Origin of the sequence: Brevibacterium samyangense, from assembly GCF_039529845.1 — a bacterium.
Taxonomy (GTDB): domain Bacteria; phylum Actinomycetota; class Actinomycetes; order Actinomycetales; family Brevibacteriaceae; genus Brevibacterium; species Brevibacterium samyangense.
In genome coordinates, this window is sequence record NZ_BAAANO010000004.1 from 196,908 (window position 1) to 221,186 (window position 24,279).

Consider the following 24,279-nt stretch of genomic DNA (forward strand, 5'->3'; position numbering starts at 1 on the left):
GGGCCTCGTGCATCCACCTCAGTACCACTCCATGACCTTGGCGACGTCGTGGGGATCGTAGGTGTGCCCGCAATCGATGCGCAGGAGGTGCGCGCCGCCCTCGCACGCGGTCTTCGACCGGTACTGGTCGCGCTTCGTGAGCCTGCCGACGCAGTCCGGGCACTTGATGGGGAGGATCGCCACGCCCGCGGGGCCGGCCTGCCGCTGCGGACGCGCACGCCCGGGAACGACCGAACCGTGCGTCGCGGAATGAGCGTTCCATGTCGCGGCGGCGCGGAAACGGTGGGTGGCAGTGGCGGCGTGGGGCCGGACGGTCATGGTGGTCACCTTCGTGAACAGAAACCCGTGAATCGAGTTTCTACGACATGGAGAAGTCCATTCCTCCACGGAATTCTCCGACGGTGCACAGTGTGCTTCGTCACGGAAACCATCGCCGGTAACGGAGGCCTCGCATAGGGTGAGGGCATGGCTCCCTCGACCTCACCCGACCCGCACGCAGACCCTTCCCCGGCGGATTCCTCGCAGCCCGAACCGACACCGCTCGAACGCGACCTCGGCCTCCGGCTCCTCGGCGAATCGTTCTTCCTCCAGGCCCTCGACCAGCTCTCCGTCGCTGCGCTCGAGCAGCCGTCCCCGCTGCCGGAGTGGACGCGCAAACACGTCGCCCTCCACGTGATCTTCAACGGCGAGGGGTTCCTCCGACTCATCGACTGGGCGAAGACCGGCACCGAGAACCCCATGTACCCGTCCCGCGAGTGGCGCGACGCCCAGATCGCCGATGCCGCCGGTCACATGTCCGGCCGTGACACGATCGCGATCGCGCACGAGGTCGCCGAGGAGATCACGTCCGAGCTCGCCACGATGAGCGACGAACAGTGGTCGGCGCCCCTCGTCTCCGGACGCGGCGCCGCGATCACCGCAGCGGACATCCCGTGGCTGCGCGCCCGTGAGGCCTGGGTCCACAGTCTCGATCTCGGCATCGGTATGAGCGCGCTCGACTTCCCCGCCGCCGTCATCGATCGTCTGCTCGAGGACGTCGAGGCCGAGTGGACCCTCCGCGGCGAGCCGGCCAATTTCGCCGTCACCCTCACCGACCGTCCGGAGACGGGGACCGTCGTCATCCGCACCTCGGATTCCGCCCCCGAGACGCCCGTCACCCTCACCGCGACCGCCGCCGAGGCGTTCTCGTACCTCTCCGGCCGCGGTTGGCCGACCTCGACCGAGGAACCCGCGGGCCTGCCCACGCCCCCGCCCTGGCTCTGAGCGCGCGACCCCGGTGACCGGAACTCCCACGGTTCTGCGGAGGGAAACCCAATCGATTTGCTTCTTGCGAGACGCACATCGATTCGCTCGGCCTCGTCGAAACCGTGGGCATCCTCACTCACCGCCGTCGGTGAACTCGTGGGCGAGCACGGGCACCGCGACGGCCACGACGACGGGCACGAGCGAGACGAGGATGCCCGCCCCGATCGCCGCGAGGACCACCGAGAGCGTGAGCAGGCCGAGCGCCATGGCAAGGACCACCGCCCGCGCCGGGCGGTAGAAGCCCTCGAGCCCGCCGCGGACCCCGTCGAGTGCCACGAGGAACAGGGCGACGGCGAAGGCGATCGCGAGCACCGTCACCGCGGTCGACAGTTCCGAATGATGCTCGAGGTACAGCCCGACGACGTGGACCCCGGCCCCGGCGGCCGCGGTCGCGAGGAGCAGCGGCACCATCCCGTACCCGAAGACGAAGCCGCGCGAGGGCCGCGCGTGGAGGATCGACCGTACCGACGACGATCTCCCCGAGTGCGATGATCGTGAGGAGCCCGTACCGCTCGGCGATGTGGTGCGGGTGCCACGGCGGTCCGTCCGCCCGCCCCTGTGCGAGGGCGGGGATACTCACCTCGAAGAGCCCGAGCACCCCGATGCACACGAAGCTCCACACGAGATCCGTCGGAGCGAGGGCCGCGACGACCCACAACACCTGTGCCAGCACGACGAGGACGATGTACCGCACCGCGACCGGACGGTGTTCCGGAGCGTGCCACGCGACCCGCACCCACAGGAGCACGTATCCGAGCCGCATGATGACGTACCCGACGACGATCGCGATCATGTCGACGTGCCCGTGCACCTCACCGGTCCCCGCGACCGAGTGCCCGCCGTCGTGGAGGGAGGCGAACATCGGCCCGATCCCCACCGCGAGGACCGCGACTCCCACCATCTGCGTGAGCGTGAGAGTGAGGACCCGGTGGAACCAGTCGTCGGTGTCGAAGGCGCTGCCGTACCACGTGAAGTTGATCCACGTGAGGCAGATGGCGAACATCGTGAACGCGAAACCGCCCGAGGCGAGCAGCACGTCACCGGAGGCGAGCATGTGCGCGAACTGCGAGGCGGCCACACCGATGGCGACGACGAAGGTGAGGTCGTAGAGGAGTTCGAGGGTCGTGGCGGCGCGCCCGGATTCCTCCGGGTCCCGCCCGGTGACGGCACGAAGGCCGTGAGCGATGGGACGCATGCCCCGATGCCAGGGCAGAAGGTCAGCCCTCGTAGATGATCTCCACGCGCCGGTTCGCCGCGAGGGTCTCCGGGTTCTCCGGGTCCTCCTGCACGGCGGGTTCCGTCTCCGCGAAGCCCTCGGTCTCGAGCGTGAGGTCGGGCCGGGAGGTCGCGATCGCCTCGGCGACGGCCGTGGCACGGTTCTCCGAGAGCTCCTGGTTGCTGATCGAGCCCTTCGTCGAGTCCGTGTGACCGTGCACCTTCACCGTCGCGCTCTGCGGGATGTCCTCCACGAGGGTCGTGATGGCGTCCGTTCCCTCGCCCTCGATCTCCCAGCTGCCCGGTGCGAACAGGATGTCCGTCGCGAGGGTGAGCGTCGTCGTGGTCCCCGAGGTCTCGATGGTGTCGAGCGTGCGCACGGAGGAGTCGATGTCCTTCTGCGTGTACTGCTCGACGGACTCGGCGACGTCGTCCCCGGTGAACTGGCGCACGGACTTCCGCACGTCGTCGTCCGTGTAGGTCTTCACCGCATCCACGAGGTCCTCCGGCGAGGCCTGCCGCCCCTCCGGCGGGTTGCCGCTGTCCCCCGTCCCCGAGTTGTTCGGTCGTTCGGTCTCCGTGGCCGCGTGCACGGCCGAGGCGCCGAGGCCACCCGGCACCCCGGCGCCGAGGCCGAGCGCACCGAGGCAGACCGCGGCACCGGCGACCACGAGCGCCGACCCGTGTGCACGTGTGCTGGACGTCGTCATCGGGGTCACCGGGTGATCGGGATGTCGGTGAACTCCGGCATCATGTCGGAGACGCGGAGATCGAGAGTGGCGACCTCGTCCTGCGGCTTCGCGAACGTGCCCCACCACACCCACGTCGAGCCGTTGAGGATCTCGACGTCACCCGTCGAGGAGGCCATCGCTCCGGGTTCGCCACGGATGACCGAGTACTCCTTGAGGTTCTGCCGGTCGAGGAGCACGATGTCGCTCTCGAACGCACTCATGTCGAGCTGCTGGGTGAGGTCCCAGTTGTCGATGTACTCGTCGTCGGCGACGGAGGCGAAGGTCGGGGTGAAGGCGATGCGCAGGGTCATGAAGTCGCCCTCCTCCTGCAGCGACAGGACGCTCACCTTCGTGGAGTCCTGGGTCCCGGCCTTCGTGTAGGTCTGTTCGATGATGATGTCGCTCGGATCGACGGAGACGACGCCCGGGTCGTCGACCGGCTGCTGCTGTTGCGTGTCCTGGTTCTCCTCGCCACCGGATCCCTCACCTCCGCCGGCACCCACGCATCCGGTGAGGACGAGACCGAGGGACATGACGGCACTGGCACTGAACAGGGCGAGGCGTTTCACCGGAGGCTCCTTGGACGTGATTCGAGGACGCCTCATTCTATTCGGCGGGCCTGACCCGGCCTGCCGATTCCGTGTTCCGGGGTTGCGACACGGCGAACCTCACATCACCGCTGTTGCGGGGCGGGATCGGCCCGCCGAGGCGCCGCGTGCTCCCGGCCGGGCGGCGCCTCGGGAGTGGAGAACGGGGAAGGCCCCCGCTCAGCGGGGGCCGAAACCGCGGTACACGACGAGTTCGCCCTTGCGGGCGCGCGCCGGGAGTTCCCCGGCGCGGCTGCGAACGGGCGTGGACTCGGGGCGCTGGCCGTGGAGGATCGACACGACGTCACCGCTCGTGCCGGCCGCGAAGACGCGGCCGTTCCCGACCGCCTGCAGGCGCGAGCGCACCTGATCGAGCTGTTGCGACAGGTGTTCGGCCCGCTCGCGCAGCCCCTCGACCTGCTCCCGGAGTTCGAGGATCTGCTTGATCCCCGTGAGATTGATGCCGTCCTCCTGGGACAACTGTTGGATGAGCCGCAGTTTCGCGATGTCGTCCGCGGAGTACCGGCGACCGCGCCCCGAGGTGCGGCGCGGCGACACGAGTCCCATCCTGTCGTACTGGCGCAGGGTCTGCGGGTGCATCCCCGCGAGCTCCGCCGCCACGGAGATGACATAGACGGCTGCGTTCGGACCGATGTCCATGCCACGACACCTCCTTGCGTCCGTGTGACGTTCCCGCGGGAGGAGCCGTGGCGACTCGCCCCGCGGGGTGCCCGGTCAGCTCTCCCGAGCTCGACTGTACAGACCGTCCCGGGGGTCCTCACCCGCCGTGGCATCACGGAATGCCTCGACCGCGGCCTTCGCCTCGGGCTTCAGGTTGCGGGGGACGACGATCTCGATCGTGACGAGGAGGTCGCCCGTGCCCTTCTTCGTCTCGATGCCACGGCCGCGGACCCGGAGGACGCGACCGGACGGGGTACCGGCGGGCACTTTCATCCGCACGGGCCGGCCGCCGAGGGTGGGGACCTCGACCTCGGCACCGAGCGCCGCCTCGGCGAAGGACACCGGCAGTTCCATCCGCAGGTTGTCACCGTCGCGGGTGAAGACCGGGTGCGGCTTCACGTTCACGGTGAGGATGAGGTCACCCTTCTCACCGCCGTTCGGACTGTCCTTGCCCTTGCCCTTGAGCCGGATCTTCTGCCCGTCCCTGACGCCGACGGGAGTGCGGACGGACAGTGGCTTGCCGCTGGGCATCGAGAGCTTGACGGTCGCACCCTTCGCGGCCTCCGTGAAGGAGAGCGTCGTGTTCGCCTTGATGTCCCCGCCCTTGACCGGGCCGGTGGAGAACCCGCTGCCGTAGGGCGATCCGTAACCGCCACCGCCGGCGAATCCGCCGAGGAGGTCCGCGAGATCCGGCGGGATGTCGCCACCGCCGGAGTACCGGGTGCGGGCTCCGCCCGGCGCACCACCGGTGAACAGACCGCTGAAGACGTCGTCGAAGCCGCCGCCGGTATGGGCACCGCCGCCACCGGGGGCGGTGAAGCGGGCGCCTCGGCCCATCTTCCGCACCTGGTCGTACTGTTCGCGGGATTCCTTGTCGGTGAGCACCTGCTGTGCCGCACCGACCTCCTTGAACTTCTCCTCCGCGGCCGTGTCACCGGGGTTCGTGTCCGGGTGGTACTTGCGCGCCAGCTTCCGGTACGCCTTCTTGATCTCCGCATCGGTGGCGTCCTCGGAGACACCGAGGACCTTGTAATAGTCCTTGTCGAACCATTCCTGCTGGGGGCCGGAATTCACCTGGCACCTCCTTTCCACCGCCGTTCGTGACGGAAATCGGAAACTCGTGGGTCGGACCGCGCGGGTCCGGGATGATCCCACCGGACCGCGCAGAATCGATCTGCGCGGCCCGGTGGGATCGGGGGTTCACACCGAAGGGATCACTCGGCGGGTGCGTGCACGCCCACGCGGGCGGCGCGGACCACCCGGTCACCGACCTTGTAGCCCGGCTGCATCACCATGAACACGGTGGCCGTCTCGACCTCCTCCGAGGGCTGCTGCATGAGCGCCTCGTGGAGGTGCGGGTCGAACTCCTCACCGGGTTCGCCGTACTGGGTGACACCGAGCTTCTCGAGCGCGCCGAGCAGTTTGTTCACGTGCGTCTCGAAGGGACCGGTGACGTCACCGTTGTCCTTCGCGAGCTTCACCTCGTCGAGCACGGGGACGAGCGCCTCGACGACCTTGACGATGCCGGCCGCCTGGGCCCGCTCCTGCTCGCGACCGGCACGCATGCGGTAAGCCGCGTACTCGGCGTTGAGGCGCTGGAGGTCCGCGAGGTGCTGGGCCGCGGTCTTCGCCTCGGCGGCAGCCTCCTCCTCGGACAGCTCGCTCGCGTCGTCCGGGATCTCCACACCGAGGTCGGAGGCATCGGCCTCCGGGCCCCCGGTGGCCTCGCCCGCGGGCTCACCGGCGGCGTTCTGCTCACCGGTGGGCGCCTCGGCGGTGGGATCCGTGGGGGTCGGGTCCTCCGGATTCCGGCCGTCCTCGGGCAGGTTGCCCTGCTCGTCGGAGGTCATTACTTCTTCTCCTCGTCCTCGTCGACGACCTCGGCGTCGATGACGTCGTCATCGGCGGAGGCCGAGGCGCCGGCGTCGTCGGCACCCGCAGCAGCGGCACCCTCGGCGCCACCGTTCTGCGCGTAGAGGGCCTCGCCGATCTTGAGCTGCGACTGGGAGAGGGTCTCCATGGCGGATTTGATGGCCTCGTCGTCCTCGCTCTCGAGCGCCGACTTGAGCGCGTCGACATCGGCCTTGACCGCGGTCTTCACGTCCTCCGGCAGCTTCTCGTCGTTGTCGGTGAGGAGCTTCTCGACCGAGTACACCATGTTCTCCGCCTGGTTGCGGTTGTCGGCGGCCTCGCGGCGGGCCTTGTCCTCGGCGGCGTGCTCCTCGGCCTCGCGGACCATGCGGTCGATGTCCTCCTGCGGGATCGAGGATCCGCCGGTGATCGTCATCGACTGCTCGGTGCCGGTCGCCTTGTCCTTCGCGGAGACGTGGACGATGCCGTTCGCGTCGATGTCGAAGGAGACTTCGATCTGCGGCATGCCGCGCGGAGCCGGGGCGATGCCGGTGAGGTCGAAGGTGCCCAGGAGTTTGTTGTCACGGGTGAACTCGCGCTCGCCCTGGAAGACCTGGATCGACACGGTGGGCTGGTTGTCCTCCGCGGTCGTGAAGGTCTCCGACTTCTTGGTCGGGATCGGGGTGTTGCGCTCGATGAGCTTCGTCATCACACCACCCTTGGTCTCGAGACCGAGGGACAGCGGGGTGACGTCGATGAGGAGGACGTCCTTGCGCTCACCCTTGAGGACACCGGCCTGGACGGCGGCACCGAGGGCGACGACCTCGTCCGGGTTCACACCCTTGTTCGGCTCCTTGCCACCGGTGAGTTCCTTGACGACCTCGGAGACGGCGGGCATACGGGTCGAACCACCGACGAGCACGACGTGGTCGATGTCCGACACGGAGATACCGGCGTCGCGGATGACGTTCTGGAACGGGGTCTTCGTGCGCTCGAGGAGGTCCTTCGTGAGGTCCTGGAACTTCGCGCGGGTGAGGGTCTCATCGAGGTGGATGGGACCGTTCTCGCTCATCGAGAGGTACTGCAGCGAGATGTTCGTGCTCGAGGCGGAGGAGAGCTCCTTCTTCGCCTGTTCGGCTGCTTCCTTGAGGCGCTGGAGAGCGGTGGTGTCCTTCGAGAGGTCGACGCCGTAGCCGCTCTTCACCTCACCGATGAGCCAGTCGACGATGCGCTGGTCCCAGTCGTCACCGCCGAGGCGGTTGTCACCGGAGGTCGCGCGGACCTGGATGGTCGAGAAATCGTCCTCGTCCTTGCCCACTTCGAGGAGGGAGACGTCGAAGGTACCGCCACCGAGGTCGAAGACGAGGATGAGCTCGTCCTCCTTGCCGCGCTCGAGGCCGTAGGCGAGAGCCGCAGCGGTGGGCTCGTTGATGATGCGCAGGACGTTGAGGCCGGCGATCTGACCGGCGTCCTTCGTGGCCTGGCGCTCGGCGTCGTTGAAGTACGCGGGGACGGTGATGACGGCGTCGGTCACGTCCTCCTGGAGGTAGTCCTCGGCGTCCTTCTTGAGCTTCTGGAGGATACGTGCGGAGATCTCCGGAGCGGTGAGGGTCTTGCCACCGAGCTCGGTCTTCCAGTCGGTGCCCATGTGGCGCTTGACGGAGGCGATGGTGTTCTTCGGGTTGGTGACGGCCTGGCGCTTCGCGATCTCACCGACCAGGGAGTCGCCGTTCTTGTTGACCGCGACGACGGACGGGGTGGTGCGGCCGCCCTCGGCGTTGGCGATGACCTTCGGTTCGCCACCTTCGAGGACCGCGACGACGGAGTTGGTGGTTCCGAGGTCGATACCTACTGCACGTGCCATGGGGTGTGCCTCCTTGTAGCTGGGTTGGTGCGGATGTTCGTGTGCTCGCACCGGAGGGCGTGGGCCGACCGGGTTGAGCACTTACCGCTCAAGTCTGGAATGGTGGTTTCCGAGAGTCAAAGCCACACTCAGAAAACTTGCGTGCACCCGACTCAACTTTGAGGTGTGAGGGTTTATTCCGCGGGGAGGAAGAAATTTTCCGGGTCCGCTTATCACAGGCGTGCGGGGCCGTTGGGGCCGCTCGCTGTTGCCGATCGTTCGGTTTCACGGTCGAATCCCGCACGATCGACGACAGCGTAGGGAGGGGTCGCGCCGAGGTCGCGATTCCCTGCGGTGCGGCCGTTGAAGTCGCGATTCCCGTCGCGATCTCGGCGAAACTCGACATTCAATCGCGACTTCGACGCCGCCACCCGAACAGAATCGAGCACTCAGACCCGAGCTCTGTGTACCGCGCGCGTTGCTTCCACGAGGCGGCGTCGGCGAGTCCGACCGCGGCGGGCGGCTTCGTCCCGCGCACTCCGCGCCGCACGGAGGCGGTTCACCCCGGACATGAAGGCGCGGTACTCGAGCTCCCCCGTGAAGAAATAGGCGAGGCCGAGGTCGAGCATCTCGGACTCGCAGGGGGTGCCGCGGAACTCCGCGAGGAAACAGTCGAGTTCGTAGCAGTCGACGCACCGCCCGCAGCGAGCGGCAGCGGTGCAGGAGATCGGGGAGTCGGCGTTCGGGTGCTCGGTCATGGTTCTTCCTTTCGAACGGTGTCGTGAACAACGGTGTTGTGACCACGGAGCCGCCCGGCCGTGTGAGGACACACGTCACCCCGGGGACTCATCATGAAAGGAAGAACGCCGTCGCCGACGCCACTGCAGGATATCAACAGCCGATGCTGCATCGGTGCCATACCGGGGCGAAGACGCGGCGCCGCGCCGGGAGCCGAACGACACCTCGGGTGCCGAGGAGCACCTCGGGAGGCGACAATGAACCCATGACTTCTGTCGATGCGTTGCTCGAGGAACTCGCTTCCCTCGCCGACCCGAAGATCCTCGCCGTGAATGAGAAGCACGGGGACGCGCACAGCGTGAACCTCACGAAACTCCGGGCCGTCGCGAAACGGGAGAAGGCGAACCCCGCACTCGCCACCGAGCTCTGGAACACCGCCGATCCGAACGCGCGCCTGCTCGCGCTGCTCCTCGCACGGCCCAAGCAGTTCTCCCGGGACGACCTCGACCGCATGCTCCGCGAAGCCCGCCTGCCGAAGGTCCAGGACTGGCTGGTGAACTACATCGTGAAGAAGTCCGCACACAAGGAGGAGCTGCGACTCGTGTGGATCGACGACCCCGATCCCGTCGTCGCGAGTGCCGGTTGGGCCCTCACGAGCGAGCGTGTCGCAAAAGCGCCGGAGAAGCCCACTCCACTCGACATGCCCGGCCTGCTCGACACCCTCGAGGCGCAGATGAAGGCCGCGCCGGAACGCCTCCAGTGGGCGATGAACGAGTGCCTCGCAACGATCGGGATCGAACACCCGGAACTCCGCGCGCGGGCACTCGCGATCGGCGAGCGCCTCGAGGTCCTCAAGGACTACCCGACTCCCCCGAACTGCACCTCGCCGTTCGCCCCCGTCTGGATCACGGAGATCGTCCGCCGCCGGGAGGGCTGACGCGACCCGGTCCGCCCCGGGAGCACCCGGTCCGACCCCGGAACACCCGGAGCACTTGGTACTTCGACGTGCAGCGGAGGACGATCGGTGCATGCCGATCACCCACCGCCTCCTGGCGGCCTCCGTCGCGATCATGTGGGGCCTGAACTTCCTCGCGATCGATGCCTCGCTCGCCCAGTTCCCGCCGTACTTCCTCGTCGCGTTCCGCTTCGCCCTCATCGCGATCCCGACGGTCCTCCTCGTCCCGCTCCCGAAGGTGAAGCTCAGGTGGCTCATCGGCTACGGGCTCGGATTCGGCACCCTCCAGTTCCTCTTCCTCTACTGGGGCATGGCGATCGGCATGCCGGCGGGCCTCGCCTCGCTCGTCCTCCAGACCTCCGCCCCGTTCACCGTGCTCCTCGGCGCGACGCTCCTGCGCGAACGGGTGAGCGCGCCGCAACTCCTCGGGATCCTCGTCGCGGTCGCCGGACTTACCGTCGTCGGCATGCACCGCGCGGGCGCAGCCGCCCTCGTGCCGTTCCTCCTCACGGTCGCGGGCGCGTTCGGCTGGGCGCTCGGCAACATCTGCAACCGACAGGCCCGCACCACCGAACCGCTGCGCCTCACCCTGTGGATGTCCGTCGTCCCGCCGCTCCCCATGCTCGCGCTCTCCCTCGCCGTCGAGGGGCCCGAGGCGATCGCCGGCTCCTTCACGGGCCTCGCCTCGACGACGGGGATCCTCGCGCTCCTCGGGCTCGCGTACACCGTCCTCATCGGTACCGTCGCGGGGTCCGGGATCTGGTCGTGGCTCATGGCACGGCATCCCGCCGGCGTCGTCGCACCGTTCTCGCTCCTCGTCCCGGTCGTCGGCATCACGGCCGCGTGGCTGGTGCTCGGGCAGGCGGTCGCCTGGGAGGAACTCCTCGGCGGGGCGTTGCTCGTCGGCGGCGTGTTCCTCGGGTCGCTCAGCCGGTTCCCCTGGTCGCCCCTGCGAGCCCCCGAGGCCGCGCAGGCCCCCGAGGCGTCACGCACCTCCGCGGCCACTCCGGTCACGCCGTCGGCAGCGCCGGCCCCTGCCGCCCTGCCGACCGCGGAGTCGACGCACGACCGGGATTAGCCGACGGGGTGGGCTCCGCCCGGAGCTCCGGCGCGAACCGACCGAGCGCCCGCACCCGTTTCGCCTCCTCGACGTCGAGCACGAACCCGGCCTCCGGGTCGTCGAGCATCCGGAGCGTCGCGAGCGTATGGGCGAGAACCACGTCCGAGGCGCCGCGCACCCCGGCGCCGTCCCGCTCCTCGGAACCCGTCCGCACCTCGGCTCCGGTCACCGCCGCGGGATCGTCACGCGCCTCGGCACTGCCCCGCGCCACGTCGACCCGGCCCCCGGCATCCCGCACCCGCTCGAGCACGGGGCGTCCCGCGTCGCCGAGCATGCCGAGTGCGCGGCTCAGGCTCAGTTGCACATCCCGACCGCCTCGGCCGAGCTGAGTCGCGAGGATCTCCGCAAGCGCACCCCACTCCTCGTGCGGCGCGAGCCCCGCGGCCGTCCGCCACGCGGCGCGGGCGACCTCGTCGTCGGGGTCCGCGAGCAGGTCCTCCGTGACCTCCGGCCACGTCGCCCGGTCCCCGAGCTTCGAGAGGGTGTGGAGCGCCTGGCTGCGCGCTTGCGGGACGGTGGAGCGCAACTGCGCGAGCACGAGCGGGAGGACCGCCTCGGTGGAATGCCGGGTGAGCGCCCAGGTGAGCATGTCGCGGACGTAGAAGTCCGGCTCGACCGCGCAGCGTTCGACGAGCGGGACGACGGCCTCGGGGTCGGGGCGGGTGCCGAGCGCGAGCACGGACTGCAGACGCGTGGACGACCCGCCCGCCGCCAGCGCACGGGCGATCGCCGCGCGGCGCTCCGGATCACGGGACCCCTGCACACCCACCGGCGGCGGGACGATACGGTCGGAACCATGCGTGGGTTCGGTCATGGGCCCAGTGTGGCACCGCCCACAACCCGTGCGCCGTTCACGGCCCGCACAGCCGTCCACATCTCCGACGACCACCCCACTCCCGAAGGAGGACCCACGTGGCCTGGGCAGTACTCATCGTCGCGGGCATGCTCGAGGCGGTCTGGGCGAGCGCGCTCGGCGCCTCGAACGGCCTCCGGAGGATCGGCCCGACGGTCCTCTTCGTTCTCGCCCTCGTCGCGAGCATGATCGGGCTCGCGTACGCCATGACGACCGTCCCGACCGGCACGGCCTACGCCGTCTGGGTGGGCATCGGTGCCGTCCTCACGGTCCTCGTCGCAGTGGTCCGGGGCGAGGAACGCCTCGGAGCCGCACGGGCGATCCTGCTCGCGGTCCTCGTCGGCAGCGTCGTCGGACTCACGGCGGTGGCGTGACCATGGCACTCACTCCCGCAGCCCCCGGGCCCGAGGCGCCGCGCACCGCCCGCCGACCCAGCGCCTCCCGCGCCTGGACCGTCCTCCTCGTGAGCGCCGTCCTCGAGGCCGTCTGGGCGAGCGCACTCGGCGCCAGCGAGGGGCTCTCCCGCCCGCTCCCGACCGCCGTCTTCCTCGTGGCGCTCGCAGCGAGCATGCTCGGCCTCGGCCACGCGGCCCGGACGATCCCGATGAGCACCGCGTACGCGGTCTGGACGGGGATCGGCGCGGCCCTCACCGTCGCCTGGGCGATGGCGACTGGCACCGAACCGATCACGGCGCTGCGTCTGCTGTTCCTCGCCGGGATCATCGGGGCGGTCATCGGACTCAAGGCCGTCGGGGCACCGGCGAAGGGCCCCCACGGGGACGGTGTCCGGCAGGAGCGGCGTCGGCCACGAAAGGCCTGAGAAGACCCGAAAAGTACTGACTTCCGTGGTCCACGCGCGTAGTTTGAGAACAGGCAGCCATGCCGACCGCACCACGTACGTCGACGCAAGGAGGCACAGTGATGAGCGAATCCACCACTCCTGAGGCCGAGTTCGGGGCAGACCTCGGGAACGAGTTGAGGAACGACCCCGACCTCCCGGTCGAGGAACGCGAGGACGACGCGGACGACACCGCGCAGAAGAAGCACGACCACGACGACGAACTCGTGGACGAGTGGGGCGAGGAGTCCTTCCCCAGCAGCGACCCGCCGGCTCATTACTGAGCACTCCACCAGGCTCCGCAGGAGCCACTTCGTTCCCGAGGCGCCCGTCTCCGGTGGCATCACACGTCACCGGAGGCGGGCGCCTCGGCGTGGGTGGACCCACCGTATTTCCACACCGGGCCTGCGGGAGGACCGGCAGCGGCGGGCCGGAGCGTCCGCCGCCGTTCCCACCAGGCCCAAAAGGGCCTTCCCATTGAACTCACAGCTCAGGCCCTTTTGGGCCCGCGACCTGGAAGAACGTCCTCCACATGCCCTCTGACCTGCGCTTCTGAACGAATCCGTCCATTGCTTTCCCGTCGCTCGTGGCGTTGCATGTGAACTCCCAGCGGTCCTCGCCGGCGTCCCCGATCCGAGGACCGACGGCGGACTTCGACAGCACCAGGCATCACCGCACACAGTCATCCGTGGTACGGCGCCGCACACGTCGCCCCACGGGAACGATGGGAGGGCGACGGCATGGTTTCAACGACGCAGCACTCACTCCTGCGGAATCCGGACCCACGGGTCTCAGGGCTGCGAAATGTCGGCCTCCGGCGCTCAGTGCCGCGAACCTCCGGCCGCCGGCGCTCGGGGCTGCAGCAGCGCACGCGCCTCGGCGAGGACGTCAGCGGCCGTGACGGCGAGGAGCGCGGGATCCGGATCGGTCGCCCGGACGTCACCGCGACGGACGGATACGTCCGTGAGCACCCGGTGCGGCCCGGGTGGAGGACCCCAGAGTTCCGGACCCACCGGCCCGAAGAGGACGACGGAGGGACGTCCGTAAGCGCTCGCGAGGTGCGCGACACCGGTGTCGACGGAGACCACGAGTGCACTTCCCGCGACGCACGCACAGAGCTCCTCGAGCCCGAGGCGTCCACCCAGATCGACGACCTCCTCACCTTCAGCAGCACCACCGGAGAGCAGCTCCTGGGCGGCCCGGACCGTCGCCGCGGTCCGCGGACGCTCGACCTGGTTCCCGGTGACGAGGACCCGCAGCCCCTGCCGCACGAGCCCTGCCGTGACCGCCCCGAACCGTTCGACCGGCCAATGACGGCTGCCGAACTTCGCCCCGACGTGGACGAGGGCGAAGGGGTGCGCTCCGCAGGTCTCCGGGAACGGAGCGTCCGCCGCCCGCAGCGCTCGTTCGACGATCCTGCCGGCACCGCGCGGGGATCCGATCCGCACGTCGGTGGGATCCCCGGGAAGCCCGTGCTCCCGGAGGAGAGCGACCCAGCGTTCGCGCTGGTGGAGCGCGGAGTCACGGGGCGCGCCCCCGGCTCCACCGACCGGCTCCCCGATGTAGGTCCGCGGTTCGAGCCCCACGAGAAGCCCGCGGCTGGCCTCCCCGTCGCCGTGGAGGTTCACCGCCGTGTCGACCGGCCACAGTCCTGCCCCGCGGAGCCGTTCGGCGAGCGCCGTGTCCTCGGGGCCGGCGCAGTGGACGCGGTCGTCGACCGCGTCGATCGCCCCGACGAGGGGTGCGAGGCCCTCGGGGGCCGCGAGCACGATCCGATGATGCGGGAACCCGGCACGCAGCCCGCGCAACGCGGGCACCGCGACGAGCAGATCGCCGAGCCCGAGCGCGCGCAGGACGACGAGCACCGGTCGGTCGACGTCGATCCGACCTCCCGGACCACCGACCGGGCCGTCTCCCCGACTCTCGCCCATCGGTCCCTCCCTCGCCTCGTCCTCTTCGATCGTGACGATACCCTCGTGCTCGACGTCCCCTACAACGGGGATCCGGCCCGTGTCGTCCCCGTCCCCGGGGCCCGGACCGCGCTCGAGGCGGTACGGGCGAAGCACGTACGCACCGGTGTGGTGACGAACCAGTCCGGTATCGGACGGGGGATCCTCACCCGGCGGCAGGTGGACGCGGTGAACGCCCGCGTCGAGCAGCTCCTCGGTCCCTTCGACCTGTGGGAAATGTGCCCGCACGCGCCGGAGGCCGGCTGTGCGTGCCGCAAACCCGCGCCCGGCATGATCCTCTCCGCGGCCCTGCGCTGCCGGATCGACCCCGCCGACATCGTCGTCATCGGTGACATCGGCGCGGATGTCGAAGCGGCACGCGCCGCCGGTGCCCACGGGATCCTCGTCCCCACCCGGCGCACCCTCCCCGAGGAGGTCGAGGCGGCCGGATGCGTCGCCTCCGACCTCGTCGAAGCCGTCGACCTCGTCCTCGAGGGGGTCCGCTCATGACCCGCGTCCTCGTGGCCCGCCTCGACAGCATGGGCGACGTCCTCGTCACCGGCCCGGCCGTCCGGGCGATCGCCGCGGACCCGGCGGTGAGCGAACTCGCGTTCCTCTGCGGCCCCGCGGGACGCCCGGCCGCCGAGCTCCTGCCCGGGCCGACGGAGGTGTTCACGTGGGAGAGCCCGTGGACCGTCGTGCCGGCGCCCCCGGTCGACGAGGCGCACCTCGACGTCCTCGTGCAGTACCTGCGCCGCGGTTTCGACCGGGTCGTGATCCTCACGTCCTTCCACCAGTCGCCCCTGCCGCTGGCCCTCCTGGCCAAACTCGCGGGCGTCCCGCACGTCACCGGCGCCTCGGTCGACTTCGCCGGGTCCCTCCTCGACGTCCGGCTGCGCCCCGGCGAGGACTTCCCCGAGGACCAGCCCGAGGCCGAACGCGCCCTCACGATCGCGGAGGCCGCAGGGTTCTCCCTGCCCGCAGGGGACGACGGTCGCCTCGCGATCACGGACCCCACCGGGACGTTCTTCCCCACGGGCCCGGACGGGGCCGGTACCGAGGACGACGGAACGCGGACCGAGGCCGGGGTGCTCCTCGCCCGCACCCTCGCCGAGGCCCCGTACTTCGTCCTCCATCCCGGCGCCTCGGCCCCGGCCCGCACCTGGCCGGCGGAGAACGCCCGGGACACCGTCCGAGCGCTCGACTCCGCCGGGTACCGCGTGGTCGTCACGGGATCCCCGGCCGAGCGCGAACTCACCCGTTTCGTCGCCGGGTCCCGCGGCATCGACGCCGGCGGGGCGACGGACCTGCGCGGCACCGCCGAGATCCTCGCCCGCGCCGAGGCCGTGATCGTCGGCAACACCGGCCCGGCGCACCTCGCGGCGGCGGTCGGTACTCCCGTCGTGAGTCTGTTCGCTCCCGTCGTCCCGCTCATCCGGTGGGCCCCGTACGGGGTGCCGCTCGAGATCCTCGGCGACCAGCACGCCCCGTGCCGCCTCTCCCGTGCACGGGACTGCCCTGTCCCCGGTCACCCGTGTCTGTCACAGGTGACGGCGTCGGAGGTCGTCGACGCACTCGGACGACTCCTCGAGCGGGTCCGCACCGGTAGCGCCGCCGTCCCCGATGAGCTCCTCACCCCCGCGCGTTCCACCACTCGAGCACCACGGAAAGGACCGTCATGAAGATCCTCCTGTGGCACGTCCACGGTTCCTGGACGGACGCCTTCGTCCGCGGCACCCACGACTACTACCTGCCGACACTGCCCGAGGGCGGCCCCTGGGGCCTCGGCCGGGGAGGACGTGACTGGCCGGATTCCGTCCACGAGGTCCACCCCGAGGACCTCGGCGCGGTCGGTATCGACCTCGTGGTCCTCCAGCGTCCCGAGGAGTACGCGGAGGTGCGGCGACTGCTCGGGGCCATCCCCGGGGAGGACGTCCCGGCGATCTACCTCGAGCACAACACCCCACGGGGAGACGTCCCGGACACCGTCCACCCGATGGCGGTCGGGGTGCGCGGACCCTCGGCGATGGAGATCATGACCGAGGTGTCGGTCCGCGCCCCGGTCCCGATCGTCCACGTCACCCACTACAACGCACTCATGTGGGACTGCGGGAGCACCCCGACGACGGTGATCGAGCACGGCATCCGGGATCCCGGACCGCTCTACACCGGCGAACTGGACCGGGCCGTCGTCGTGAGCAACGAACCCGTCAGGCGGTGGCGGGTGACCGGCACGGACCTCCTCGTGGGGTTCTCCCGGACCGCCCCGCTCGACGTCTTCGGCATCGCGACCGAGACACTCGGCCATGCGGCCCTCACGGAGGACGACCGCATCCTCGGGCTCGGCGAAGTCCCGCTCGAGGAACTCCACATCCAGATGGGCCTGCGCCGCCTCTACCTCCATCCCGTCCGGTGGACCTCGCTCGGGCTCTCCCTCCTCGAGGCGATGCACCTCGGCATGCCCGTCGTCGCCCTCGGGACGACCGAGGCGTACCGGGCGGTCCCGCCGGACGCGGGCTTCGTCTCCACGAGCGTCGCCGAGCTCCACGAGGCCGTCCGCACCCTCATGGCGGATCCCGTCCGCGCCCGCGAGATGGGTGCGGCCGCCCGCGACCACGCCCGCTCCCACTACGGGCTCGAACGTTTCCTGCGTGACTGGGACGCCGTTCTCGGGTCCGCGGTTCTCGGGTCCGCCGTCCGCACCACAGCACCCCTCATGAGAAAGGTCGGTCGATGAGAATCAGCATGGTTTCCGAACACGCGAGCCCGCTCGCCGCTCTCGGCGGGGTCGACGCCGGAGGGCAGAACGTCCACGTCGCCGCACTCTCCCGCGCGCTCGTGCAGCGCGGTCACGAGGTCACGGTCTTCACCCGCCGGGACTCCGCGGATCTCCCCGCGGTCGTGCACACCGACGACGGCGTCGATGTCGTGCACGTGACCGCGGGACCGGCCGAAACGGTCGGCAAGGACGATCTCCTCCCCTTCATGCCGACCCTCGGAGCCGGGATCGCGGAGTACTGGGAGCACCACCCCGAGCACACCCCGGACGTCGTGCACTCGCATTTCTGGATGTCGGGCCTGGCGGCCGCGATCGCACTCGAGACCGCGGACCTCACCCATGTCCCCCTCGCCCACACCTTCCACGCGCTCGGCACCGTGAAGCGGCGCCACCAGGGTGCCCGGGACACGAGCCCCGCCGAACGCGCCGACCTCGAACCCTTCGTCGGCCGCCGCTGCGCCCGGGTGATCGCCACCTGCCACGACGAAGTGGCCGAACTCGCCCGGATGGGCATCCCGGCACTCGACACCTCGGTGGTCCCGTGCGGTGTCGACCTCGAACAGTTCACCCCGGGACACGGCCTCCCGAACGGGGGAGCCGAGGACACCGGAGGCGCCCGCCGCATCGTCTCGATCGGCCGCCTCGTGCCGCGCAAGGGCATGGACCTCCCCATCCGCGCCCTCGCGCTCCTGCGGGAACGCGGATACGAGGACGTCGAGCTCCACATCGTCGGCGGCGGTGGATCCGCCGAGGCGCTCCGGGACGATCCGGAGGCTTCCCGCCTCCGCGACCTCGCGGCCGAGCTCGGCGTCTCCGACGCCGTTCACCTGCGAGGACAGGTTCCACGTGAAACGGTCCCGGCACTCCTCCGCAGTGCCCGCCTCGTCGCCTGCACCCCCTGGTACGAGCCCTTCGGCATCGTGCCGCTCGAGGCGATGGGATGCGGGGTGCCGGTCGTCGCAGCGGAGGTCGGGGGCCTCGCCGACACCGTCGTCGACCGGGTCACCGGCCTGCACGTGCCACCCCGCGACGCGACTTCCCTCGCCGGAGCCTTCGCCCAGCTCCTCGACGACGCGGAGTTCGCCGCGGAGCTCGGGCGGGCCGGCCGCGCCCGGGCCGAGGACCGCTATGCCTGGCCGGTCGTCGCCGAGGCGACCGAGCGGGTCTACACCGAGCTCCTCGCCTCCCCCGCTGCCGCGATCCGCGAACGGGTCGTCCCCACGCCCGCACTGCCGGATCCACCGGAGGCCGACGTCCTCGTCCTCCCGCGGGCCCACTGCGATGCGAGCGCGGAGATCGAGGCGCACTTCGCGGGATTCGCGGAAGCGCTCGCCTCCCTGCGCGCGCAGCGTGAGGTCCTCGACAGCTGGGCGGCGAGCCTCCTCGACGCGTTCACGACGGGCCACCGGGTCCTCATCGCCGGGAACGGTGGTTCCGCCGCGGAGGCCCAGCACCTGAGCGCCGAGCTCGTCGGCCGGTTCGCCCATGAACGGTGCGCATTCCCCGCCATCGCCCTCACGACGGACACCTCGACCCTCACCGCGGTGAGCAACGACTACGGGTTCGACCACGTCTTCGCCCGCCAGGTCGAGGCCTTCGGGTCCCCCGGTGACGTCCTCGTCCTCCTGTCGACGAGCGGCCGGTCGGTGAATCTGCTGCGGGCCGCGGAGACCGCCAGGCGCCTCGGGGTGCGGACGTGGGCCCTCACCGGTCCCGCCCCGAACCCGCTCGCGGAGCTGAGCGACGAGGCACTGTGCATCGACGCCGCCGCCCCGCACGTCCAGGAGACCCACCTCATGGCCGTCCACATCCTCTGCCGCGCCTTCGACCTGCGCCTTGCCGACCGCACGGAACGCAACGCGCAGATCATCGCGGCACGGTCGAACGAGTGGGACCGCGCCCGCACCCCGATGGCCGGCGCCGCCCGTCCCCCGATGCCCGCCGCGACCGCACAGGCGGCCCGGGCGACCGGGACGGCCCGCTTCGCCGGTTCCGGGGCGGTGGCGCGATGACCGACGGCCTCTCCCACACCGCCTTCTCCCGGCACCGGGGCCTCGTCGTGGTCGGCGACGTCCTCCTCGACACCGACGTCGTGGGGCATGCGGAGCGTCTCTCCCCCGACGGTCCGGTCCCCGTCGTCGACGTCGACCGGGCACGGCACCGACCCGGTGGTGCGGGCCTCGCCGCCCTCCTCCTCGCCGCCGACGGGGTCCCCGTCACGCTCGTCACCGCGCTCGGCGACGACGCGGCGGCCGCGCACGTCCGGTCCGGGCTCGTGGGCGTCCACGTCGTGAACGGTCTCCTGCCGAGCGGCACCCCCGTGAAGAAGCGGGTGCTCGCGGACGGCCGGGTCGTCACCCGCCTCGACGAGAACTGCGGCCCGGATCCCGCCCCGGGGGTCACCGAGGAGATGTGCGCGGCCGTCCGCGCCGCGCACGCCGTTCTCGTCTCCGACTACGGCCGCGGCCTCCTGGCGGACCCCCGCCTGCGGGAGGCCCTCGAGGACGCGGCAACCCGCGTCCCCGTCGTCTGGGACCCCCACCCCCGAGGCGCCCCACCGGTCCCCGGGGTCCGCGCCCTCACCCCGAACCTCCCCGAGGCCCTCGGCCTCGCCGGGCACGGTTCCGCACCGGCTTCCCCCGCGGCGGGCACCCGGGCGGCGAGCGCCCTCGCCGCGGAGCTGCCCGTCGACGCGGTCGTCGTCACTCTCGGCGAGGCCGGAGCCGTCCTCGCGGAGAACGGGACCGCAGGCAGGTTCGTCCCGGGCGTGCCCGCGTCCGGGGACACGTGCGGGGCCGGCGACCGGTTCGCCGGCAGCCTCCTCGTGGCCCTCGACCGCGGTGAGGCACTCACGGACGCCGTCGGGACCGCGAACCGCCTGGCCTCCGCCTTCATTGCCCGCGGGGGCGTCGGGACGGTTCTCGCCGAGCAGGAGTCCGGCGCCGCGCACCTGACGGGAACCCCGGGCACGGGCCCGTCGCGCGGACACGGCGACGACGGTCGGAACGACGACGGGGCCGTCCCCGGCACGGACGACCGTGCCACGGTCCTCGCCTCGCTCGCCGAGGTCCGGTCCCGCGGCGGGCGGATCGTCGCGACCGGCGGGTGTTTCGACCTGCTCCACGCCGGACATGCCCGGACGCTGGAAGCGGCGCGGCGCCTCGGCGATGTGCTCGTCGTGTGCCTCAACTCCGATGCCTCGGTGCACCGGCTCAAGGGCGACGGACGCCCCATCGTCCGCGAGGACGACCGGGCGGAACTACTGCGGGCGCTGCGGTACGTCGACCACGTGCTGATCTTCGACGAGGACACCCCCGAGGCGGTCCTCGCACAGATCCGCCCCGATATCTGGGTGAAGGGCGGGGACTACACACCCGAGCTCCTGCCGGAGACCGACCTCGTGCGCAGCTGGGGCGGCGAGGTGCTCGCGGTCCCCTACCACCCGGCGCGGTCGACCTCCCTCCTCGCGGAGGCACTGCAGACCGTCTGATACGCACCACCTGCACGACCACCACGAGTTCGAGCACTCGTCCTCGAGGGCTCGACGGAAACGGGAAGGACGTTCATGGACCTCGACACGAAGCGCGTCGTCATCACCGGAGGCGGATCGGGGCTCGGCCTCGCGACCGCCCACGCCGTCCGATCCGCCGGGGGTCTGCCCGTCGTGTTCGACCTCGAACCGGGCACCGAGTTCCCCGGGCATCGGGTCGACGTCACGGACCGGGAGGCGGTCGAGGCCGCCGTCGAGACCGTCGCCGCCGACCTCGGTGGGATCGACGCGGTCGTCGCGGCGGCCGGCATCGACATCCCCGGGGACCTCGACGAGGTGACGGCCGCGCAGTGGGAGAAGGTCCTCGCGGTGAACCTGCTCGGCACGGTGCACCTCGCGCGGGCCGCGCTCCCCCACCTGCGGCTCACCCACGGCCGGGTCGTCACGGTCGCGTCCACCCTCGCGTTCAAGGGGGCCGGTGGGGCCACCGCCTACTGCGCCTCGAAGTGGGGCGTCCGCGGATTCTCCCAGGCACTCGCCGGGGAGACCGCCGGGGCGGTCGGGGTGACGAACCTCGTGCCCGGCGGGATGAACACGCGGTTCTTCGACGGGCGCAGCGAACGGTTCATGCCGCAGGACGACTCGAAGCTCAACGACCCGGCGCGGGTGGCGGATGCGATCGTGTTCGCCCTCGGGCAGCCGGCGGGCGTCGAGGTGCGCGAGCTCTTCATCGCGCACGAACTCGAGGACTCGTGGCCGTGACTCGCATCCCGCCGGTGCCGGGACGCACCCCGTCAGTCGCGGAGGACCTGCGCCTCGGTGAGCAGTGCCTGCACGTCCGCGAACACCGCCTCCGGCTCGATCATGTCGAGGTACGAGGGGTCGTGCGGGCACCGCGGTGCCGTCCACCCCACCTGGGTGACGTCGATCCCGCACTCCGGACACCGGGTGATCCACGAGAGGTGGACCCGGTGACGGTCACGACCGAGCGGCCCGGCGTTGAGGAGGTTACCCACCCAGTACAGACCGACGGTCGCGGTGCCGACCGCCTGTGCGAGGTGCCGCGGGCCGCTGTCGTTGCCGACGAGGACGTCCGCCTCCGCGAGCAGGCCGAGGAGGTCCCCGAGGCCGAGGCGACCGGCACAGGAACCGACCGCGTCCGGGGCGCCCGAACCGGCCACGATCGCCTCGGCTGCGGGAACGTCCTCCTCCGCACCGACGACGAGCACCTGGAGTCCGGCCTCCGCGGCGAGCGCCGCGAGCCGCGCGAAGTGCGCGGTGGGCCAACGGCGACGCGGGTCCGTCGCCCCCGGGTGGAGCACGAGGAGGCCGCGGCGAGCGCGATCACGCATCCCGGACCCGGCCGCGCGTTCGGCCTCCGTCACCGTGAGGCGCGCCTCGAGATCGACGACCGGGGCCCCGGCGAGGCCGGCGACCTCGAGTGCCCGGAGCACCTCGTGCTGGTGGTAGACGTACGGCAGCGTGCGCTCGAGTTCCGCGGCGTCCGGCGTGGCCGTGCCCGCGGTGTGGCGCGCACCGAGGGCGAGGAGGAACGGGTTCGAGAACCTGCCGCCGCCGTGGAGCTGCACGGCGAGGTCGAACCGCCGCTGCCGCATCCGGGCGTGGAACGCGGCCACCGCGGCGGGGTCCTCGGCCGGTCCGTCGGCAGCGCTCCCGGCCGGGGTCGGGCGCACCCCCTCGGCGTGCGGCAGGACGACGACCTCGTCGACCGGCCCGGGTCTGCCCTCGAGCAACGCCGCGTGCACCGGAGTGCCGAGCACCGTGAGGCGGGCTTCGGGATATGCGGCCTTCAGCGCGGTGATCGCCGGGATCGCGAATGCGAGATCCCCGAGGCCACCGCCGCGGAGCACCGCGATCTCGCGTACATCGTCGAACCGGACCCCGAGGGGTCCCACCGACGTCGAGTTCATGTCACATACCTTCCGGAAGGAGGACGCTCATGACCGAGAACCTGCGAACGGACGCCCGTCCGAACGCCCTCACTGTAGACGACCCGCGCACCGGGGAGTCCGTCGGCGCCGTGCCGATCGCCACGGCGGAGGAGATCGAGGGAGCCCTCGCTCTCGCGCACTGGACGGCGACCGACTGGTCGACCGTCCCCGCGGCCGAACGCGGATCGCTCGTCCACGCGATGGCCGACGCGCTCGAGGCGGCACGGGAGGAACTCGCGGAACTCAATACCCGGGAGACCGGAAAACTGCCGGAGGACGCCCGCGGTGGGATCGATGCGGCCGTCGGCACGCTGCGTCAGTACGCGGAACTAGGACCGGCGCACCGCGGCCGGAGTCTGCAGGGCAATGTGCTCGCCGCCGACTACACGCTCGTGCGACCGCGCGGCGTCGTTCTCGCACTCACCCCGTGGAACGATCCGGTCGCCGTCGCCGCCGGGCTCCTCGGAGCCGCGATCGTCACCGGCAACACCGTCGTCCACAAACCGAGTGAACGGTGTCCGCACCTGGGCAGGTATCTGGGCGAGGTCCTCGCCTCCGTGCTGCCCGAAGGGGTGCTCACGACGGTCACCGGCGACGGTGCGGTCGGTGAGCGCTTCGTCGCGGACCCCCGGGTCGACGTCGTGGCCCACGTCGGTTCGACCGCGACGGGCCGGGAGATCGCCGCTGCGGCCGCGATCACCGGGGCGCACGTCGTCCTCGAGAACGGCGGCAACGACGCACTCGTCATCGATGCGGGAGTCGATCCGGCGTGGGCGGCGGACCAGGCGGCCCTCGGGGCCTTCGCGAACGCGGGGCAGATCTGCACCTCGGTCGAACGGATCCTCGTCCACGAGTCGCTCGCCGCGGAGTTCCTCGACGCCCTCGTCGCCAGGGCCCAGGAGTGGAACTCCCCGCAGCCGCGCCAACCCCTCGTCGACCTCGCACACCGCGAGGGCGTCCACGCCCAGGTTGCCGAGGCGCTCTCCCGCGGTGCCCGCGCCCTCACCGGCGGCACGGTTCCCGACGGCCCCGGCGCGTTCTACCCGGCCACGGTCCTCGTGGACTGCCCGGAGGACTCCCCCGTCGTCCGTGACGAGACCTTCGGTCCGGTGGCGCCCGTGCTCCCGGTCCCGGACTTCGCGGAGGGGCTGCGCCGGGCCGCCGCCGACCGGTACGGGCTCGCCGCGACCGTCCTCACCCCGCGGATCGACCGGGCCCTCGCCGCGACCTCGGTCCTGCCGGTCGGCACGATCAAGGTGAACGGGGTGTTCGGCGGCGCCCCCGGCGGGTCCGCCCAGCCGCAGAAGGCGTCCGGTACCGGCTTCGGGTACGGACCCGAGCTCCTCGACGAGATGACGACGGTGTCCGTCGTCCACATCGAGTCGCCGACGG

25 protein-coding genes and 2 pseudogenes are annotated in these 24,279 nt (G+C 71.1%); 14 read left to right on the plus strand and 13 right to left on the minus strand.

The features are described from left to right. Nucleotides 1-18: 18 nt before the first annotated feature. Nucleotides 19-318, minus strand: a complete 300-nt coding sequence (locus tag ABD172_RS02150; protein WP_344306518.1) for a hypothetical protein — start codon at nucleotides 316-318, stop codon at nucleotides 19-21. A gap of 147 nt (nucleotides 319-465) precedes the next feature. Between ABD172_RS02150 and ABD172_RS02155 the strand changes: the two genes are divergently transcribed. Next, nucleotides 466-1,263: a maleylpyruvate isomerase family mycothiol-dependent enzyme gene (locus tag ABD172_RS02155; RefSeq protein ID WP_344306520.1), complete on the plus strand. Its 798-nt coding sequence runs from the start codon at nucleotides 466-468 to the stop codon at nucleotides 1,261-1,263. Between the two features lie 114 nt (nucleotides 1,264-1,377). Here the strand turns inward: ABD172_RS02155 and ABD172_RS02160 are convergent, their stop codons facing one another. From ABD172_RS02160 to ABD172_RS02200, 9 genes and pseudogenes are all read right to left on the minus strand, one after another. Then, nucleotides 1,378-1,761: a low temperature requirement protein A gene (locus ABD172_RS02160; RefSeq protein ID WP_425546641.1), complete on the minus strand. Its 384-nt coding sequence runs from the start codon at nucleotides 1,759-1,761 to the stop codon at nucleotides 1,378-1,380. Between the two features lie 58 nt (nucleotides 1,762-1,819). Further along, a pseudogene (locus ABD172_RS15290) lies at nucleotides 1,820-2,500 on the minus strand (low temperature requirement protein A); the annotation flags it as partial. A 22-nt stretch (nucleotides 2,501-2,522) separates the two neighbouring features. Further along, on the minus strand, nucleotides 2,523-3,230 hold the full coding sequence (locus ABD172_RS02170) for an OmpA family protein (RefSeq protein WP_344306525.1): 708 nt from the start codon (nucleotides 3,228-3,230) through the stop codon (nucleotides 2,523-2,525). Between the two features lie 5 nt (nucleotides 3,231-3,235). Beyond that, the gene (locus tag ABD172_RS02175) at nucleotides 3,236-3,820 is read right to left on the minus strand and encodes a hypothetical protein (RefSeq protein ID WP_344306527.1); all 585 of its coding nucleotides are present in this window, start codon (nucleotides 3,818-3,820) and stop codon (nucleotides 3,236-3,238) included. 198 nt (nucleotides 3,821-4,018) lie between these two features. After that, nucleotides 4,019-4,498, minus strand: coding sequence for a heat shock protein transcriptional repressor HspR (locus ABD172_RS02180; protein ID WP_344306529.1), 480 nt, complete (start codon nucleotides 4,496-4,498; stop codon nucleotides 4,019-4,021). Nucleotides 4,499-4,573: 75 nt separating this feature from the next. Then, complete coding sequence (locus ABD172_RS02185) at nucleotides 4,574-5,593, minus strand: DnaJ C-terminal domain-containing protein (protein ID WP_344306531.1); 1,020 nt, start codon at nucleotides 5,591-5,593, stop codon at nucleotides 4,574-4,576. Nucleotides 5,594-5,733: 140 nt separating this feature from the next. Further along, nucleotides 5,734-6,369, minus strand: coding sequence for a nucleotide exchange factor GrpE (locus ABD172_RS02190; RefSeq protein ID WP_344306532.1), 636 nt, complete (start codon nucleotides 6,367-6,369; stop codon nucleotides 5,734-5,736). Continuing rightward, nucleotides 6,369-8,234, minus strand: coding sequence for a molecular chaperone DnaK (gene dnaK, locus ABD172_RS02195; RefSeq protein WP_344306533.1), 1,866 nt, complete (start codon nucleotides 8,232-8,234; stop codon nucleotides 6,369-6,371). Before dnaK ends, ABD172_RS02190 begins: the two co-directional genes overlap by 1 nt. A gap of 428 nt (nucleotides 8,235-8,662) precedes the next feature. Continuing rightward, on the minus strand, nucleotides 8,663-8,971 hold the full coding sequence (locus ABD172_RS02200; protein WP_344306535.1) for a hypothetical protein: 309 nt from the start codon (nucleotides 8,969-8,971) through the stop codon (nucleotides 8,663-8,665). Between the two features lie 245 nt (nucleotides 8,972-9,216). Here ABD172_RS02200 and ABD172_RS02205 point away from each other — a divergent pair, with 245 nt between their 5' ends. After that, nucleotides 9,217-9,888, plus strand: coding sequence for a DNA alkylation repair protein (locus ABD172_RS02205; protein WP_344306537.1), 672 nt, complete (start codon nucleotides 9,217-9,219; stop codon nucleotides 9,886-9,888). Between the two features lie 91 nt (nucleotides 9,889-9,979). Continuing rightward, nucleotides 9,980-10,984 carry an EamA family transporter gene (locus ABD172_RS02210; protein ID WP_344306539.1) on the plus strand — a complete coding sequence of 335 codons (1,005 nt, stop codon included), beginning with the start codon at nucleotides 9,980-9,982 and terminating at the stop codon, nucleotides 10,982-10,984. Here ABD172_RS02210 and ABD172_RS02215 read toward each other — a convergent pair. Next, nucleotides 10,917-11,840: a HEAT repeat domain-containing protein gene (locus tag ABD172_RS02215; RefSeq protein WP_344306541.1), complete on the minus strand. Its 924-nt coding sequence runs from the start codon at nucleotides 11,838-11,840 to the stop codon at nucleotides 10,917-10,919. The two genes, ABD172_RS02210 and ABD172_RS02215, sit on opposite strands and share 68 nt — an antisense overlap. A gap of 98 nt (nucleotides 11,841-11,938) precedes the next feature. Here ABD172_RS02215 and ABD172_RS02220 point away from each other — a divergent pair, with 98 nt between their 5' ends. From ABD172_RS02220 to ABD172_RS02230, 3 genes are all read left to right on the plus strand, one after another. Then, the gene (locus ABD172_RS02220; RefSeq protein WP_344306543.1) at nucleotides 11,939-12,253 is read left to right on the plus strand and encodes a DMT family transporter; all 315 of its coding nucleotides are present in this window, start codon (nucleotides 11,939-11,941) and stop codon (nucleotides 12,251-12,253) included. Nucleotides 12,254-12,255: 2 nt separating this feature from the next. After that, entirely contained in the window at nucleotides 12,256-12,699 is a 444-nt protein-coding gene (locus ABD172_RS02225) for a DMT family transporter (RefSeq protein ID WP_344306544.1), read from the plus strand. A gap of 101 nt (nucleotides 12,700-12,800) precedes the next feature. Then, on the plus strand, nucleotides 12,801-13,001 hold the full coding sequence (locus tag ABD172_RS02230) for a hypothetical protein (RefSeq protein WP_344306546.1): 201 nt from the start codon (nucleotides 12,801-12,803) through the stop codon (nucleotides 12,999-13,001). Nucleotides 13,002-13,538: 537 nt separating this feature from the next. On the opposite strand, the gene ABD172_RS02235 is transcribed toward ABD172_RS02230, so the two are convergent. After that, nucleotides 13,539-14,648, minus strand: coding sequence for a glycosyltransferase family 9 protein (locus tag ABD172_RS02235; protein WP_344306548.1), 1,110 nt, complete (start codon nucleotides 14,646-14,648; stop codon nucleotides 13,539-13,541). Between the two features lie 45 nt (nucleotides 14,649-14,693). Here ABD172_RS02235 and ABD172_RS02240 point away from each other — a divergent pair, with 45 nt between their 5' ends. From ABD172_RS02240 to ABD172_RS02265, 7 genes and pseudogenes are all read left to right on the plus strand, one after another. Beyond that, nucleotides 14,694-15,176, plus strand: coding sequence for a D-glycero-alpha-D-manno-heptose-1,7-bisphosphate 7-phosphatase (locus ABD172_RS02240; RefSeq protein ID WP_344306549.1), 483 nt, complete (start codon nucleotides 14,694-14,696; stop codon nucleotides 15,174-15,176). Next, nucleotides 15,173-16,348 carry a glycosyltransferase family 9 protein gene (locus ABD172_RS02245; RefSeq protein ID WP_344306551.1) on the plus strand — a complete coding sequence of 392 codons (1,176 nt, stop codon included), beginning with the start codon at nucleotides 15,173-15,175 and terminating at the stop codon, nucleotides 16,346-16,348. Before ABD172_RS02240 ends, ABD172_RS02245 begins: the two co-directional genes overlap by 4 nt. Beyond that, nucleotides 16,345-17,403, plus strand: a complete 1,059-nt coding sequence (locus ABD172_RS02250; protein WP_344306552.1) for a glycosyltransferase — start codon at nucleotides 16,345-16,347, stop codon at nucleotides 17,401-17,403. Before ABD172_RS02245 ends, ABD172_RS02250 begins: the two co-directional genes overlap by 4 nt. After that, nucleotides 17,400-18,644: pseudogene (locus tag ABD172_RS15295) on the plus strand (glycosyltransferase); the annotation flags it as partial. The gene ABD172_RS02250 and the pseudogene ABD172_RS15295, both read left to right, overlap by 4 nt. Before the next feature lie 138 nt (nucleotides 18,645-18,782). Beyond that, nucleotides 18,783-19,457 (plus strand): D-sedoheptulose-7-phosphate isomerase, encoded by a 675-nt coding sequence (locus ABD172_RS15300; protein WP_425546642.1) that lies wholly within the window; start codon nucleotides 18,783-18,785, stop codon nucleotides 19,455-19,457. Continuing rightward, complete coding sequence (gene rfaE2 / locus ABD172_RS02260) at nucleotides 19,454-20,935, plus strand: D-glycero-beta-D-manno-heptose 1-phosphate adenylyltransferase (protein ID WP_344306557.1); 1,482 nt, start codon at nucleotides 19,454-19,456, stop codon at nucleotides 20,933-20,935. The genes ABD172_RS15300 and rfaE2 overlap by 4 nt, the downstream gene beginning before the upstream one ends. Nucleotides 20,936-21,010: 75 nt before the next feature. Continuing rightward, nucleotides 21,011-21,697: an SDR family oxidoreductase gene (locus ABD172_RS02265; RefSeq protein WP_344306558.1), complete on the plus strand. Its 687-nt coding sequence runs from the start codon at nucleotides 21,011-21,013 to the stop codon at nucleotides 21,695-21,697. Nucleotides 21,698-21,729: 32 nt separating this feature from the next. On the opposite strand, the gene ABD172_RS02270 is transcribed toward ABD172_RS02265, so the two are convergent. Beyond that, nucleotides 21,730-22,866 (minus strand): glycosyltransferase family 9 protein, encoded by a 1,137-nt coding sequence (locus ABD172_RS02270; RefSeq protein ID WP_344306560.1) that lies wholly within the window; start codon nucleotides 22,864-22,866, stop codon nucleotides 21,730-21,732. Between the two features lie 29 nt (nucleotides 22,867-22,895). Here ABD172_RS02270 and ABD172_RS02275 point away from each other — a divergent pair. Further along, nucleotides 22,896-24,279, plus strand: a 1,384-nt coding sequence (locus ABD172_RS02275; RefSeq protein WP_344306561.1) for an aldehyde dehydrogenase family protein, incomplete at its 3' end; no start/stop codon positions are given.